The sequence below is a fragment of the Halomonas sp. ABH4_019 genome (genome assembly GCF_056159885.1).
Map to the genome: position 1 here is coordinate 627358 of NZ_JBSWWC010000001.1, position 14647 is coordinate 642004.

12 protein-coding genes are annotated in these 14647 nt (G+C 69.2%); 4 read left to right on the forward strand and 8 right to left on the reverse strand.

What is annotated here, in order from left to right; genetic code table 11:
• Nucleotides 1-112 precede the first annotated feature (112 nt).
• The 4 genes from parC to pgi form a co-directional block, all read right to left on the reverse strand.
• Nucleotides 113-2365 (reverse strand): DNA topoisomerase IV subunit A, encoded by a 2253-nt coding sequence (gene parC / locus ACXAFN_RS02840; protein ID WP_474985999.1) that lies wholly within the window; start codon nucleotides 2363-2365, stop codon nucleotides 113-115.
• 251 nt (nucleotides 2366-2616) lie between these two features.
• The gene (parE, locus tag ACXAFN_RS02845; RefSeq protein ID WP_474986001.1) at nucleotides 2617-4497 is read right to left on the reverse strand and encodes a DNA topoisomerase IV subunit B; all 1881 of its coding nucleotides are present in this window, start codon (nucleotides 4495-4497) and stop codon (nucleotides 2617-2619) included.
• Between the two features lie 15 nt (nucleotides 4498-4512).
• On the reverse strand, nucleotides 4513-5163 hold the full coding sequence (locus ACXAFN_RS02850; protein ID WP_474986002.1) for a YqiA/YcfP family alpha/beta fold hydrolase: 651 nt from the start codon (nucleotides 5161-5163) through the stop codon (nucleotides 4513-4515).
• 55 nt (nucleotides 5164-5218) lie between these two features.
• Entirely contained in the window at nucleotides 5219-6907 is a 1689-nt protein-coding gene (gene pgi, locus ACXAFN_RS02855) for a glucose-6-phosphate isomerase (protein ID WP_474986004.1), read from the reverse strand.
• Nucleotides 6908-6990: 83 nt separating this feature from the next.
• Between pgi and cmoA the strand changes: the two genes are divergently transcribed.
• From cmoA to ACXAFN_RS02875, 4 genes are all read left to right on the forward strand, one after another.
• Nucleotides 6991-7731 (forward strand): carboxy-S-adenosyl-L-methionine synthase CmoA, encoded by a 741-nt coding sequence (gene cmoA / locus ACXAFN_RS02860; RefSeq protein ID WP_474986006.1) that lies wholly within the window; start codon nucleotides 6991-6993, stop codon nucleotides 7729-7731.
• A 27-nt stretch (nucleotides 7732-7758) separates the two neighbouring features.
• Nucleotides 7759-9165: a phospholipase D-like domain-containing protein gene (locus ACXAFN_RS02865; protein ID WP_474986008.1), complete on the forward strand. Its 1407-nt coding sequence runs from the start codon at nucleotides 7759-7761 to the stop codon at nucleotides 9163-9165.
• A gap of 7 nt (nucleotides 9166-9172) precedes the next feature.
• Nucleotides 9173-10159, forward strand: a complete 987-nt coding sequence (gene cmoB / locus ACXAFN_RS02870) for a tRNA 5-methoxyuridine(34)/uridine 5-oxyacetic acid(34) synthase CmoB (protein ID WP_474986010.1) — start codon at nucleotides 9173-9175, stop codon at nucleotides 10157-10159.
• Between the two features lie 165 nt (nucleotides 10160-10324).
• On the forward strand, nucleotides 10325-10576 hold the full coding sequence (locus ACXAFN_RS02875; protein ID WP_474986012.1) for a GlsB/YeaQ/YmgE family stress response membrane protein: 252 nt from the start codon (nucleotides 10325-10327) through the stop codon (nucleotides 10574-10576).
• A 161-nt stretch (nucleotides 10577-10737) separates the two neighbouring features.
• Here the strand turns inward: ACXAFN_RS02875 and cysN are convergent, their stop codons facing one another.
• The 4 genes from cysN to ACXAFN_RS02895 all read right to left on the reverse strand — a co-directional run bounded on the left by cysN (nucleotide 10738) and on the right by ACXAFN_RS02895 (nucleotide 14646).
• A complete protein-coding gene (gene cysN, locus ACXAFN_RS02880; protein ID WP_474986014.1) occupies nucleotides 10738-12165 on the reverse strand; it encodes a sulfate adenylyltransferase subunit CysN in 1428 nt (475 codons plus the stop codon).
• Nucleotides 12166-12367: 202 nt separating this feature from the next.
• A complete protein-coding gene (gene cysD / locus ACXAFN_RS02885; protein WP_474986016.1) occupies nucleotides 12368-13342 on the reverse strand; it encodes a sulfate adenylyltransferase subunit CysD in 975 nt (324 codons plus the stop codon).
• A 115-nt stretch (nucleotides 13343-13457) separates the two neighbouring features.
• A complete protein-coding gene (locus tag ACXAFN_RS02890; protein ID WP_474986018.1) occupies nucleotides 13458-14246 on the reverse strand; it encodes a metallophosphoesterase family protein in 789 nt (262 codons plus the stop codon).
• Nucleotides 14200-14646 carry a DUF1249 domain-containing protein gene (locus ACXAFN_RS02895; protein WP_474986020.1) on the reverse strand — a complete coding sequence of 149 codons (447 nt, stop codon included), beginning with the start codon at nucleotides 14644-14646 and terminating at the stop codon, nucleotides 14200-14202. Before ACXAFN_RS02895 ends, ACXAFN_RS02890 begins: the two co-directional genes overlap by 47 nt.
• Nucleotide 14647: the final 1 nt, after the last annotated feature.

Genomic DNA, 14647 nt, shown 5'->3' on the forward strand with positions numbered 1-14647 from the left:
ACGGCTCGAAGCCCGGAGCCCGGAGCCCGGAGCCCCAAGCTCGGAGTCGCTCTCGAAGGTTCGCCGAAGCCCGAAGCCCGAAGCCCGAAGCCCGAAGCCCGAAGCCCGAAGCTCAAGAGTCTACCTCGAGCCGATCGACCTTCTGCAAACCTCGAGGCAGCTTGCTCCCGCGGCGGCCGCGATCTCCCCGATAGTAGTCGAGATCCTCGGCCTTGAGCGTCAACTTGCGCTTGCCGGCATGCACCACCAGGACCTGGCCGGGTGCCAGCAGCGCCAGGTCGCGCAGGAACTCCTCGCGACGCGCGGCCCGGGCACCGGGGATGTCGAGCATCTTGTTGCCCTTGCCCTTGGCCAGCTCCGGTAGCTGGTCCAGCGGGAACACCAGCAGCCGCCCCTCGTTGGAGACCGCCGCCACGCCGATGCCCTCGCCCTCCGGCACGGCCAGGGGGGCGACCACGTTGCAGCCCTTGGGCACGCTGAGCACCGCCTTGCCGGCCTTGTTCTTGCCGGTGAGCGCCTCGAGCCGGGCGACGAAGCCGTAGCCGCCGTCCGAGGCCAGCAGGTAGCGCGTGGTCGGCGGTGCCAGCATGACGCCGGCCATGTGGGCACCGGCGGCCACGTTGACCCGCCCGGTGACCGGCTCGCCCTGGCTGCGGGCGCTGGGCAGGTTGTGGGCGGCCAGGGTATAGGCACGGCCGGTATCGTCGAGCAGCACCAGCGGCTGGTTGGTCTTGCCGCGGGCGGCCAGGTGGAAGCGGTCGCCGGCCTTGTAGGAGAGCCCCGACGGGTCGATCTCGTGGCCCTTGGCGGCGCGGATCCAGCCCTTCTCGGAGAGCACCACGGTGACCGGGTCGGCGCCGAGCAGCTCGACTTCGGAGAGCGCCTTGGCCTCCTCGCGTTCGACCAGCGGCGAGCGGCGCTCGTCACCGTAGTCCGCGGCGGCCCGGCGCAGTTCCTCCTCGATCAGGTCGGTGAGCGCGGCCTCGGAGCCGAGCAGCTCCTCCAGGCGGGCGCGTTCGGCCTCCAGGTCGTCCTGCTCGCCGCGGATCTTCATTTCCTCGAGCTTGGCCAGGTGGCGCAGGCGCAGCTCGAGGATCGCTTCGGCCTGGCGCTCGCTGAGCCCGAAGGCCTCGATCAGCGCCGCCTTGGGCTCGTCCTCCTCGCGAATGATGCGGATCACCTCGTCGATGTTGAGGTAGGCGGCGAGCAGCCCCTCGAGGATATGCAGGCGATCCTGGACCTTGCCCAGGCGATGCTCGAGGCGCCGGCGCACGGTGCTGCGCCGGAAGCGCAGCCACTCGCCGAGCAGGTCGGGCAGCGGCATGACCCGCGGCCGGCCGTCCAGGCCGATCACGTTCATGTTGATGCGGATGTTCTTCTCGAGGTCGGTGGTGGCGAACAGGTGCGCCATCAATGCCTCGATATCGACCCGGTTGGAGCGCGGCTCGATGACCAGCCGGGTCGGCTCCTCATGGGTCGACTCGTCGCGCAGGTCGGCGACCATGGGCAGCTTCTTGGCCTGCATCTGGGCGGCGATCTGCTCGAGCACCTTGGCGCCGCTGACCTGGTAGGGCAGCGCGCTGATCACCACGCTGCCGTCCTCGAGGCCATAGCGGGCGCGCATCTTCACCGAGCCGCGGCCGCTCTCGTAGACCTTGCGCAGCTCGCTATGCGGGGTGATGACCTCGGCGGCGGTGGGAAAGTCCGGCCCCGTCAGGTACTTCACCAGGTCGGTGGTGGTGGCCTCGGGGTGGCGCAGCAGGTGGCAGGTGGCCTCGACCACCTCGCCGACGTTATGCGGCGGAATGTCGGTGGCCATGCCCACGGCGATGCCGGTGCCGCCGTTGAGCAGCACATGGGGCAGCCGCGAGGGCAGCACCACCGGCTCCTGCATGGTGCCATCGAAGTTGGGGGTCCAGTCCACGGTGCCCTGGCCGAGCTCGGCGAGCAGCACCTCGGCGAACTTGGACAGCCGCGCCTCGGTATAGCGCATGGCGGCGAAGGACTTGGGATCGTCGGGGCTGCCCCAGTTGCCCTGGCCGTCCACCAGCGGATAGCGATAGCTGAACGACTGCGCCATCAGCACCATGGCCTCGTAGCAGGCGCTGTCGCCGTGGGGATGGAACTTGCCGAGCACGTCGCCGACGGTACGTGCCGACTTCTTGTACTTGGCGCTGGCATTGAGCGAAAGCTCGCGCATGGCGTAGACGATGCGCCGCTGGACCGGCTTCATGCCGTCGCCGATGTGCGGCAACGCCCGGTCGAGGATGACGTACATCGAGTAGTCGAGGTACGCCTTCTCGGTGTACTCGCGGAGGGACAGGCGCTCGACGTCGCCCTCCGCCACCTGGATATCCATGGTCATGGCAATTTGACCTTATTCACGATCGTGGAATCGTTTGAGGATCGTCCCACTGAAAACTCATCGGAGTCCGCGGCTTCGAATCGCGGCTTACCCGGCGACAGCCCTAGGCGGAGGCGCTGTAAACCCATCCATGGGCGCTACCGATGCCATCCATGGCATAGGACCTCCGCTGCGGGCTGTCCCCGGGGCCGCTCGCCTCGGTATTTCTTCCAGCTTCAAGCTTACGGCTTACAGCTCCCGGCAAAGCCGGGTCACACCTCGATCTCGGCGAGGTTGCCGTAATCTTCGAGCCAGCTCTTGCGGTCGGCGGCGCGCTTGCGGGCCAGCAGCATGTCCATCATCTCGAGGGTGCCGTCGCCCTTCTCGCGGGTCAGCTGCACCAGGCGGCGGGTGTCGGCGGCCATGGTGGTCTCGCGCAGCTGCAGCGGGCTCATCTCGCCCAGGCCCTTGAAGCGCTGCACGTTGGGCGTGCCGCGCTTGCCTTCCAGGCGCTTGAGGGTCGCCGCTTTCTCGCTCTCGTCCAGGGCGTAGAACACCTCCTTGCCCAGGTCGATGCGGTACAGCGGCGGCATGGCCACGAAGACGTGGCCGGCATCGACCAGCGCCGGGAAGTGGCGCACGAACAGCGCGCACAGCAGGGTGGCGATGTGCAGGCCGTCGGAGTCGGCGTCGGCGAGGATGCAGATCTTGTGGTAGCGCAGCTTGGAGAGGTCGTCGCTGCCCGGGTCCATGCCGATCGCCACGGCGATGTCGTGGACCTCCTGGGAGCCGTAGATATCGTGGGACTCCACCTCCCAGGTGTTGAGGATCTTGCCGCGCAGCGGCAGGATCGCCTGGCTCTCGCGGTCGCGGGCCTGCTTGGCGCTGCCGCCGGCCGAGTCGCCCTCGACCAGGAACAGCTCGCTGCCCGCCGGGTCCTGGCCGGAGCAGTCGGCCAGCTTGCCGGGCAGCGCCGGGCCCGAGGTGACCTTCTTGCGCGCCACCTTCTTGGCGCTCTTCTGGCGCCGCTGGGCGGCGCTGATCACCAGTTCGGCCAGCGCCTCGGCCTGGTCGACGTGGTGGTTGAGCCACAGCGAGAAGGCGTCCTTGACCACCCCGGAGACGAAGCCGGCCACGGTGCGCGACGACAGCCGTTCCTTGGTCTGGCCGGCGAACTGGGGATCGAGCATCTTCACCGAGAGCACGAAGGACACCCGCTCCCAGAGATCCTCGGCGGTCAGCTTGACGCCGCGCGGCAACAGGCTGCGGTAGTCGCAGAACTCGCGCAGCGCCTCGAGCAGGCCGGCGCGCAGGCCGTTGACGTGGGTGCCGCCCTGGGGCGTGGGGATCAGGTTGACGTAGCTCTCGAGCAGCGGCTCGCCGCCCTCCGGCAACCACTGGATGGCCCAGTCCACGGCCTGCTCGTCGTCGGCGAAGTGGCCGACGAAGGGCGAGGCCGGCAGCACCTCATAGCCGTCGGTGGCCTGGGCCAGGTAGTCGCGCAGGCCGTCCTCGAACTGCCACACGCTCTGGGTGCCGTCGGCCTCGGTCAACGAGACCTCGAGCCCCGGGCAGAGCACCGCCTTGGCGCGCAGCAGGTGCTTGAGCCGGGACAGCGAGAGCCGCGGCGAATCGAAGTAGCTGGCCTCCGGCCAGAAGCGCAGGAGGGTGCCGGTGGCCCGCTTGGCGGCACTGCCAATCACCTCCAGCGGCGAGGCCAGCTCGCCGTGCTCGAAGGCCATGCCGTGGCGCTCCCCGCCCTTGAGCACCTCGACCTCGAGGCGCTTGGAGAGCGCGTTGACCACCGAGACGCCGACCCCGTGCAGGCCGCCGGAGAAGCGGTAGCTCGAGTTGGAGAACTTCCCGCCGGCGTGGAGCTTGGTCATGATCAGCTCGATACCGGAGACGCCGTGCTCCGGGTGGATGTCGATGGGCATGCCACGGCCGTCGTCGCTGACCTCGACGCCGCCGTCCTCGAACAGCCGCACGCCGATCCTGCCGGCGTGGCCGGCCAGCGCCTCGTCGACGCTGTTGTCGATGACCTCCTGCACCAGGTGGTTGGGGCGCGCGGTGTCGGTGTACATGCCCGGGCGCTTGCGCACCGGTTCGAGCCCGGCGAGCACCTCGATCGAGCTGGCACTGTATTGGGTCATGGCGTCGTCTGTTTCCTATGCATGTTCGAATCCGCGCGATCCGCCGCGTGATGCCACCCGCCCGGCCTCCAGGGCATGGCCGCCCTGGGCGAGGATCGCCGGCAGGTAGTCGGCCAGGGCCGGGAAGCCATGGTCGCCCCCGGGGTGGAGGACGGTCCTGGCCCCCCGATAGAACGCGAAGGCGTCGCGACAGTCCAGGGTCTCGTCGGCGGTGCCCAGCAGCAACAGGTAGCGTTCCGCCGAGACCCGCGCCGGCGTCATCGCCTCCAGCGCGCGGCGATGGGACGCCCCGACCACGAAGCGTTCACCGTGGTAGGGATTGACGAGGACCTCGCCGATCCACGCCTCCACCAGCCGCGCGGGAGCCACCGCCGGGTTGATCAGCGCCGCGTACAGGCCGTGGCGCTCGGCCAGCACCGTGGCCAGGAAGCCGCCCATGGAGCTGCCCACCACCAGCGGTGAGTCGCCCAACCGGCCAAGCCCGGCGGCGGCCTCTGCCAGGGCCCGCTCAGGGCGATGCGACAGGTCCGGCGTGATGCAGGGCAGCCCCAGGCCAGCGCAGGCCTCTCGCACCAGTGCCGCCTTGGGCGAGGCGGCGGCGCTGTTGAAGCCGTGCAGGTAGAGCACCCCGCTGGCCGGCGCGCGCGGTGGATCGGCGCTCAGCATACCCGACGCCCTGTATAAATGGCCAGCCCTTCACCGTTAACGACCATCGGGCGGATCACGCGTCCGCCTGGGGCTCGGCCGCCCACACCGCCTCGATCAAGCCGCGGGTGGAATCGTCCATGCCCTCGAGGCCGGCCTCGTGCTGGAGGATGCGCTGGGTTTCGCCGGCCAGGGTCTTGCCCAGCTCCACGCCCCACTGGTCGAACGGGTTGATGTCCCAGATCGTCGCCTGCACGAACACCTTGTGCTCGTAGAGCGCGACCAGCGCGCCCAGGGTCTCCGGCGTCAGGCGGTCGAGCAGCAGGGTACTGGAGGGCTGGTTGCCGCGATAGCGACGGTGGCCCGGCCGCGGGGCGTCGTCATCGGCCACGGCGGCGTCGCCCAGCATCAATGCCCGGGACTGGGCGAAGCAGTTGGCCAGCGTCAGGCGGTGCTGGCCCATCAGGTGGTCGCGGGTGGCCGGGTCCGGCACGTCGTCGTAGCGCACCTTGGGGGCGATGAAGTCGCACTCCACGGCCTGGGTGCCCTGGTGGAGCAGCTGATAGAAGGCGTGCTGGGCATTGGGCCCGAGCTGGCCCCACAGCACCGGGCAGGTGGAGTAGTCCACGCCCTCGCCATCGTGGGTCACCGACTTGCCGTTGGACTCCATCTCCAGCTGCTCGAGATAGGCGGCGAAGTACTCGAGCCGGCCGTCGTAGGGCAGGATGGAGTGGGCGCGGATGTCGAGGAAGTTGACGTTCCAGATGCCGGCCAGGGCCAGCAGCACCGGCAGGTTGTCGGACAGTTCCGCCTCGCGGAAGTGGCGGTCCATCGCATGGGCGCCAGCCAGCAGGCCGCGGAAGTGCTGCATGCCGACCACCAGGGCGATGGGCAGGCCGATGGCGCCCCACAGCGAGTAGCGCCCGCCGACCCACTCCCAGAACTCGAGCTGGTGATCGTCGGCGATGCCCCACTCGCTCATCTTCTCGGGGCTCGCCGAGACGCCGATGAAGTGCTGGCGCATCAGCAGCGCCTCGTCGACGCCCTCCTGGCGGGCGCCGCCCAGCAGCCGCGCCTTGAGCCAGTCCCGGGCGGTGCGCGCGTTGGACAGGGTATCGATGGTGGTGAACGACTTCGACGACAGCACGAACAGCGTGGTCTCGGGGTTCAGCCGCGCCAGATAGTCGGCCAGCTGCGAGCCGTCCATGGTCGAGGCGAAATGCACGTCGATGCGCTGTTCGACATCGGGGCGATAGTCGGCCAGGGCGTGGGTGACCATCAGCGGCCCCAGGTCGGAGCCGCCGACGCCCAGGTTGACCACGTCTCGGATCGGCTTGCCGGTGGCCCCTCGCCACTGGCCGGCATGGAAGCGCGCCACCATGTCTTCCATGCGATCCAGGGTGGCGTGCACCGAGGCCACCAGGTCCTGGCCCTCGACTTCCAGCCGCGCATCGGCGGGCAGGCGCAGGGCGGTGTGCAGGGCCGGGCGATCCTCGCTGACGTTGACGCGCTCGCCGGACAGCAGCCGCTGAATGGCCTCGGGGACACCGGCGTCGCGGGCCAGGTCCAGCAACAGCTCGAGGGTCTGGTCGGTCCAGCGCTGCTTGGAGAGGTCGAGGGTCAGGCCCGCGGCACGCCGACGAAAGGTCTCGAAGCGGTTCGGCTGCTCGACGAACAGGTCGCGCAGGTGACGGCGACCCATGCCCGCAGCGTGCTCGGCCAGGGCACACCAGGCCCGCTGCTGATCGATGGGGGTATGGCTCATGGAATTCCTCCTGGACATCCTGTCGTGCAGCCGACAACAGGGGAGCGTAGAATATTGGGCCTCCAGCCCACGAATCCCTGCATATGAGTGACGCATCTTACCGTGACGCCATCTTTTCCACACCCCTGGACCGGGTGGCGCGCTTTTCGTTCGACGAGCGCGTGGTGGCCTGCTTCCCCGACATGATCCGCCGTTCGGTGCCGGGCTACGGCCAGATCCTGGCCATGCTCGGCCCGCTGGCCCGCCGCCACCTGCGCCACGGCGGCCATGTCTACGACCTGGGCTGCTCGCTGGGCGCCGCCGGCCTGGCGCTGGCCGGCCAGCTGCCGCCGGACGCCTTCCGCTACACCGGGGTGGACCTCTCGCCGACCATGGTCGAGCGCGCCCGGAAGACCCTGGCCGCGGAGTGCGCCGAGCATGCCATGACGGTGGCCGAGGGCGATATCCGCGCCCTCGACTACGAACCCTCGGGCATGATCCTGCTCAACTTCACCCTGCAGTTCCTGGCGCCGGAGGATCGCGACGCCGTGATCGCCCGGCTCTATGAGGCCCTGGAGCCCGGCGGGGTGCTGGTGCTCTCCGAGAAGATCAAGGCCGCCGACGAGCAGGACAACGCCTGGCTGGTGGAGCGCTACCACGACTTCAAACGCGCCAACGGCTACAGCGAACTGGAGATCAGCCAGAAGCGCACCGCACTCGAGAACGTGCTGGTGCCGGATACCCTGGAGGCCCACCAGGCGCGCCTGGCTCGCGCCGGCTTCACGCGCTCGCTAATCTGGTTCCAGTACCTGAACTTCGCCTCGCTGATCGCCTTCAAGGAGTGAGCCGTACCGGCGAGGCCGGGAGAGCGCATGACCGCACCGTTCGGCGGCCTGCTGCTGGTGGCCGTCATCGCCTGGCTGGCCGGCGCCTGGTGGCAGAGCCACAAGCCACTGCCCCCGGGCCTGCACGTGTGCGGCGCCTGGCGCCCCGCCGAGGGGCTCGTGCTGCTGCTGGACGAGGCCTTCCTCGATGCCGGCGGGCAACTGCGTCGCCGCCAGGTCATCTTCCGCGAATGGCGGCGGCTGATCGCCCAGGCACGTCGCCTGGTGGTGGTCGACCTCTTCATGCTCGACGACGGCCCCCTGGGGCGCTCGCTGTGCCAGGCCCTGATCCGTCGCAAGGCCCGGGTGCCGGGGCTCGAGGCGGTGGTGCTGGTCGACGCCATCAACCATTGCTACGGCGGTCGTCCCGCCCCCCAGCTCGAGGCATTGCGGCGAGCCGGCATCCGGGTGAGCGTCTGCGACATGGCCCAGGGGCGTGCCCCCAATCCCGGCTGGACGGCCCTGTGGCGCGCCCTGTGCCGCCCGCTGGGCAACTCCCCTCGCGGCGGCTGGCTCCCCGATCCCCTGGGCCCCGGCCGCGTCACCCTGCGCAGTCACCTGGCACTGCTCAATCTCCACGCCAACCACCGCAAGACCCTGGTGGTGGACCACGGCGACGACTGGCGAGCGGTGGTGGGCTCGGCCAATGCCGACAGCGACGGCCGCGACTACCGCAATGCCGCCCTGTGCCTGGCCGGCCCCGCGGCCCTCGACCTGCTGTGTAGCGAGCTGGCGCTGGCACGGCGTTCCGGCCTCTGCCCTCCCCTCCGCTGCCCGACACCGCCCGCCGCCGGTTCCCCGCCATCCGCGCCCCGCCTGCGGCTGCTCACCGAGGGCGCCATCCGCGATGCCCTGCTGGTCGTCGTCGGGGAGGCCCGGCCGGGCGAAGCGCTCGACATCTGCGCCTACTACCTGGCCCACCGCCGGGTGATCCGCGCCCTGCTCGCGGCTCATCGTCGCGGCGTGATGCTGCGCCTGCTGCTCGACCCCAACGACAGCCACTTCGGCCACGCCAGCCCGGGCATCCCCAATCGCCAGACGGCTCGCGAACTGGCCCGGGCAGGACTGGCCATTCGCTGGGCCGGCGACGCCCGGGCTCATGCCCACGGCAAGTGGTTGCTGCGCCACGGCGGAGCACGCCCCGCCTCCCTGCTGATCGGGTCGGCCAACCTCAGCCGACGCAGCCTCGACGACCACAACTTCGAGGCCAACATCCAACTCGAGGCCACCGACGACCATCCGGTGATCCGCGAGGCGCGGGAAAGCTTCGACCGCTACTGGCATAATCGGCGCAGCGAACACCACAGCCGCCCCTTCCACGAACACGATGACGCCACTTCCTGGCGCTACTGGCGTTATCGGCTGATGGAGGCCAGCGGCTGGTCCACCTTCTAGGAATGCCATGACCACCTCCCACCGCGACCTCTACCACGCCTTCGTCGACCAGGGCCTCGAGGCCTGGCTGGCCCGCCTGCCCGAACAGCTGGCCCGGGGCCTCGACCGCAACCGCTACGGCGACCTGCCGGCCTGGGAGAAGGCCGTGGCCAAGCTGCCGGCGCTGCCGGAGGATCGCCGGGTGAGCCTCGACACCGACCACGTCACGGTGGAGACCGATCTCGACGCCTCGCGCCGCCGCCAGAGCGAGAACCTGCTGCGCGTGCTCGCCCCCTGGCGCAAGGGCCCTTATCGACTCGGCGGGGTGACCATCGACACCGAGTGGCGCTCCGACTGGAAGTGGCGGCGGGTGGCGCCCCACCTGGCGCCGCTGGCCGGCCGGCGGGTGCTCGACGTGGGCGGCGGCAACGGCTATCACGCCTGGCGGATGGCCGGCGACGGCGCCGATTTCGTGCTGGTGATCGACCCCTCGCCGCGCTTCTACTGGCAGTTCCAGGCGGTGCGCCACTTCGTCGGCGACGCCGACGGCGGCGCGGTGCACTTCCTGCCGGTGGGCATCGAGGACGTACCCGAGGATCTCGCCTTCTTCGACACCGTGTTCTCGATGGGCGTGCTCTACCACCGCCCCTCGCCGCTGGAGCACCTGGCCCAGCTCAAGGCCGCGCTGCGCCCCGGCGGCGAGCTGGTGCTGGAGACCCTGGTGGTCGAGGGCGACGCCACCACGGTGCTGCTGCCGGGCGATCGCTACGCGGCCATGCCCAACGTCTACTTCCTGCCCTCCTCCGCGGCCCTTTGCCAGTGGCTCGAGCGCGCAGGCTTCGACAACGTGCGGGTGGTCGACGAGGCCGACACCTCCCGCGACGAGCAGCGCGCCACCGAGTGGATGACCTTCCAGTCGCTGGCCGACTTCCTCGACCCCGAGGACCCCACGAAGACCCGCGAGGGTCTCCCGGCGCCGCGCCGTGCCGTACTGGTCGCCAATCGGCCGAGCTGATCTCGTCCGCATCGCTTCACATTTATTCAGCGCTTCCCCGGTGAGCGATGTGCTACCGTGATGACGACGCGACGCCACACGCCATGCCCCCGTTGTCGGCTCCGCCACTCGGGACGCTCTGGGGTCGTCATCAAGAGGGACCACTACCAAGCAAGGAGAGCCACCATGGGATTTCTTTCGTGGATTCTGTTCGGCCTGATCGCCGGTGTCCTGGCCAAGTGGATCATGCCGGGCAAGGACCCCGGCGGCATCATCGTCACCATCCTGATCGGTATCGCCGGCGCCTTCGTCGGCGGCTGGCTCGGCTCCCTCGTCGGGGTCGGCTCGATGGGTGACTTCAGCCTGGGCAGCTTCATCACGGCCATCGTCGGCGCCCTGGTCCTGCTGGCCGGCTACCGGATGCTCAAGAAGGCCTGACACGCGGGCCGACTCCCCCTCCAGACACGAGAAAGCTCCTCCTCGGAGCGGCTTTCTCGTGGGGCGGCGAGTCGCTCGGCCGGTGGCGCCACCGGCCTCCTCCCGAAACGCCACGGGCCCGGCGACCGAATCGCCGGGCCCGTGGCGGCAGGGGCGTGCGCTTACTTGAGCAGTTCGCGCACGTCCCTCGCCTCCCAGTGCGGGAAGTACTTGCGCACCAGGGCGTTGAGCTCGACCTCGAAGCCGGCCCAGTCGACCTCGCCCGGCGTCGCGCCGGCACCAGCCTCGGCGGCGCCGCGGATCATGCCCGCGCCCACGGTGACGTTGGACAACCGGTCGATGACGATGAAGCTGCCGGTGCCCGGGCTACGATCGTAGGCGTCGATCGGCACCTCCCCGGTCAGCGCTACCCGGCAACGGGCGATGGCGTTGAGCTCGAGCCGCTCGGCGGCATGCTGTTCCAGGGTGTTGACGTCCACCTGGTAGTGGATGGTCTCGACCTGGCCGGCCACCGAGCGTCCGGCGAGGCGGATATCGACCTGACGCCCCGGCTCGAGGGCCTGCTCGCTCATCCACACGATGTCGGCGTCGAAGGCGGCGGCCTCGGTCACCTCGGCATCGGCGGCGACGATCCAGTCGCCGCGGGAGATGTCGATCTCGTCGGCGAGGGTCACGGTGATCGCCTGGCCCGGCCAGGCATCGTCCAGGTCGCCGTCGAAGGTGACGATGCGCTCGACCGTGGAGGTCTTGCCCGACGGCAGCACCTTGATCGCCTGGCCGGGGCGCAGCACGCCCGCCTCCAGGGTGCCGGCGTAGCCGCGGAAGTCGAGGTTCGGCCGGTTGACGTACTGCACCGGCAGGCGCAGGTCGGTGAGGTTGTGGTCGGCGCGCACCTCGACGCTCTCGAGCAGCTCGAGCAGCGCCGGGCCGTCATACCAGCCCATGGTCTCGCTCTGGTTGACGACGTTGTCGCCCTTGAGCGCGGAGAGCGGCACGAAGCGGATGTCGTCGGCGCCGAGCTGCTCGGCGAAGGCGCGGTACTCGGCGACGATCTCGTCGAAGCGCGCCTGGCTGTAGTCGACCAGGTCCATCTTGTTGACCGCGATCACCAGGTGGCGGATGCCCACCAGGTCGGCGATGAAGCTGTGACGCTTGGTCTGGGTCTGCACGCCGTAGCGGGCGTCGATCAGGATCACCGCCAGGCCGGCGGTGGAGGCACCGGTGGCCATGTTGCGGGTGTACTGCTCGTGACCCGGGGTGTCGGCGATGATGAACTTGCGCTTGTTGGTGGAGAAGAAGCGATAGGCCACGTCGATGGTGATGCCCTGCTCCCGCTCGGACTGCAGGCCGTCGACCAGCAGCGCCAGGTCCACCTCTTCGCCGGTGGTGCCGCTCTTCTTCGACGCCTGGGTGATGGCCGCCAGCTGGTCGTCGAAGATCATCTTGGAGTCGTGCAGCAGCCGGCCGATCAGGGTCGACTTGCCGTCATCGACGCTGCCGCAGGTGATGAAGCGCAGCAGGTCCTTGTTCTCGTGCTCGTGGAGATAGGCTTCGATATCGTCGGCTATCAAATCCGATGCATGTGCCATGTAACACACCTGTAGCTGTAAGCTGTGAGCCGGAACCTGGAAGAACCCCGGAGCTTCCCGACTCACCGCTGAATCTCTTTCGTGGGATACCCTTGCCGGTGGCCTGCAGGCCTGAAGCTTCCCGACCCTGCCAGGAGTTCCTCCTGGGGTGTCTTACGGCTTCAAGCTGAGAGCTTCCGGCTTTCTGATTCGCCTCAGCGAATCAGAAGTACCCCTCGCGCTTCTTCTTCTCCATCGAGCCCGCCTGATCGTGGTCGATGGCGCGGCCGCTACGCTCGCTGGTGCGCGTCAGCAGCATCTCCTGGATGATCTCGGGCAGGGTGGTGGCCCGGGACTCCACCGCGCCGGTCAGCGGGTAGCAGCCGAGCGTGCGGAAGCGCACCCACTTCTCCTCCGGCACCTCGCCCTCCTCGAGCGGCAGGCGGTCGTCGTCGACCATGATCTGCATGCCGTCGCGCTCCACCACCGGGCGCGGCGCGGAGAAGTACAGCGGCACGATGGGAATCGACTCGAGGTAGATGTACTGCCAGATGTCCAGCTCGGTCCAGTTGGAGAGCGGGAAGGCGCGGATCGACTCGCCCTTGTTGACCCGGGCGTTGTAGAGGTTCCACAGCTCCGGACGCTGGTTCTTGGGATCCCAGCGGTGGTGCTTGTCGCGGAACGAGAACACTCGCTCCTTGGCGCGGCTGGCCTCCTCGTCGCGACGCGCGCCGCCGAAGGCCGCATCGAAGCCGTACTTGTCCAGCGCCTGCTTGAGGGACTGGGTCTTCATCACGTCGGTGTAGCCGCTGGAGCCATGATCGAAGGGGTTGATGCCGGCGGCGCGCCCCTCTTCGTTGATGTGCTCGATCAGCTCCATGCCGGACTCCGCAGCCATGCGGTCGCGGAACTCGATCATCTCGCGGAACTTCCAGGTGGTGTTGACGTGCATCAGCGGGAACGGCGGCGGCCCCGGATAGAAGGCCTTGCGCGCCAGATGCAACATCACCGAGGAGTCCTTGCCGATGGAATAGAGCATCACCGGGTTGGAGAACTCGGCCGCCACCTCGCGGATGATATGGATCGACTCGGCTTCCAGCTGCTGCAGATGCGTCAGCCGCCGCGGCGTCAGGCCGGCGGGGGCACTGCCCTCGGCGGTGACGGCGCTCTCGCGTGTCGGTGCATGAAGACTGTTCATGGCCCGGCTACCTCGCATGACGTGGGCGGAAAGGGAATCATGCGCCAGAGGGTACCGTCATCGCGATAATAACGTAAAAGAATTAATGTCTATCTTTTTAGATGCAATAGAGCTATCAGTCGTCGACGCGCTCGACTCGGGTCGCGAGCGCCCCCGAGCCCAGGTCGATCACCCGGAAGCCAGGCGCCGCGGCCTCGTCCACGGCGAAATCGACGGAGCCGGGCAGGAACTGGTCGCTGGTCGAGGGGCAGCCATAGACGGGCACACGTCCGGCGGATGTCGGGCCATGGCCGACGAAGGCCTGGTGAATATGCCCGCAGAAGATCGCCTCGACGTGCCGATAGCCGGCCAGGCAACGCCAGAAGGCCTCGGCGTCGGCGAGGCCAAGCGCATCCATCCAGGCGGAACCCACCGCCACCGGCGGATGGTGCATGGCCAGCAGGGTCGGCCGGTCGTCCTCGGCGAGGCGCGCGGCGAGCCTCGCCAGCCGTGCCGCGCCGAGTTCACCGGCCGCGTGGCCGAGACGCTGGGTATCGAGCAGCAGCAGGCGTCGGTCGCCGAGATTCAGGGCGTCGTCGAAGGGTCGGCACTCGGCCATGCGATCGGGCGCATCGTGATTGCCGGGCAGCCAGGCCCAGGGGCAGCCCAGGCCCGCCAGCAGCCGCTCGGCCTCGGCGTAGGAGGCCGCCGTGCGATCCTCGCTGACGTCGCCGGTGACCAGCGCCAGGTCCGGCCACTGGCGGGCGGCGGCGGCCACCACGCGCGCGAGCCGGGCATGCGGCAGCCCGGTGCGCGAACGGGCACCGGGATCGGCATGCAGGTGGCAGTCGGTGAGCTGGATCAGTCGCATCGCGGGGTCACGGCAGCTCGGGCAGGTCCAGGGAATGGCCATGGGCCAGGCCATGGTCGAGCCACTCGCCGAGGAAGCGGTTGAGCTGGAGCTTCTCGTCGGGCTGGTGCATGCGCGCGTTGGGGTAGCGATAGCGACCGTCGAAGTGGCGCTGGCGCTGGAAGTCGGTGACCTCGGCCATGCGCACGTCGTGGTAGAGGTGCACCCGCATGCGCGGCGTCTCGATCAGCTCGTCGAGCACCCCGCGCTGGGAGACCCGCACGATGCTGGTGTAGGGGGCGCGTTCCTGCAGCGTCAGGCACAGCGCGCCGAGCCGGCGGCCATGGCTGACCAGCTCCACCTCGCGGGACTCGCCGGCTTCCATGTCGCCCAGCAGGCGGCTCAACCGCACGTAGTTGGCGGTGCACTCGCCCTGCAGGGTCTTCAGGTCGGTCACGTAGGCGTTTCTGGACACG

Excerpts from the sequence above, each read along its gene's own strand:
- cmoA (WP_474986006.1), top strand. The coding sequence starts at position 6,991 with ATGAGTGACGCATCTTACCGTGACGCCATCTTTTCCACACCCCTGGAC.
- cmoB (WP_474986010.1), top strand. The coding sequence starts at position 9,173 with ATGACCACCTCCCACCGCGACCTCTACCACGCCTTCGTCGACCAGGGC.
- ACXAFN_RS02865 (WP_474986008.1), top strand. The coding sequence starts at position 7,759 with ATGACCGCACCGTTCGGCGGCCTGCTGCTGGTGGCCGTCATCGCCTGG.
- ACXAFN_RS02890 (WP_474986018.1), bottom strand. The coding sequence starts at position 14,246 with ATGGCCTGGCCCATGGCCATTCCCTGGACCTGCCCGAGCTGCCGTGAC.
- cysN (WP_474986014.1), bottom strand. The coding sequence starts at position 12,165 with ATGGCACATGCATCGGATTTGATAGCCGACGATATCGAAGCCTATCTC.
- pgi (WP_474986004.1), bottom strand. The coding sequence starts at position 6,907 with ATGAGCCATACCCCCATCGATCAGCAGCGGGCCTGGTGTGCCCTGGCC.
- parC (WP_474985999.1), bottom strand. The coding sequence starts at position 2,365 with ATGACCATGGATATCCAGGTGGCGGAGGGCGACGTCGAGCGCCTGTCC.
- ACXAFN_RS02875 (WP_474986012.1), top strand. The coding sequence starts at position 10,325 with ATGGGATTTCTTTCGTGGATTCTGTTCGGCCTGATCGCCGGTGTCCTG.
- ACXAFN_RS02850 (WP_474986002.1), bottom strand. The coding sequence starts at position 5,163 with ATGCTGAGCGCCGATCCACCGCGCGCGCCGGCCAGCGGGGTGCTCTAC.
- parE (WP_474986001.1), bottom strand. The coding sequence starts at position 4,497 with ATGACCCAATACAGTGCCAGCTCGATCGAGGTGCTCGCCGGGCTCGAA.
- cysD (WP_474986016.1), bottom strand. The coding sequence starts at position 13,342 with ATGAACAGTCTTCATGCACCGACACGCGAGAGCGCCGTCACCGCCGAG.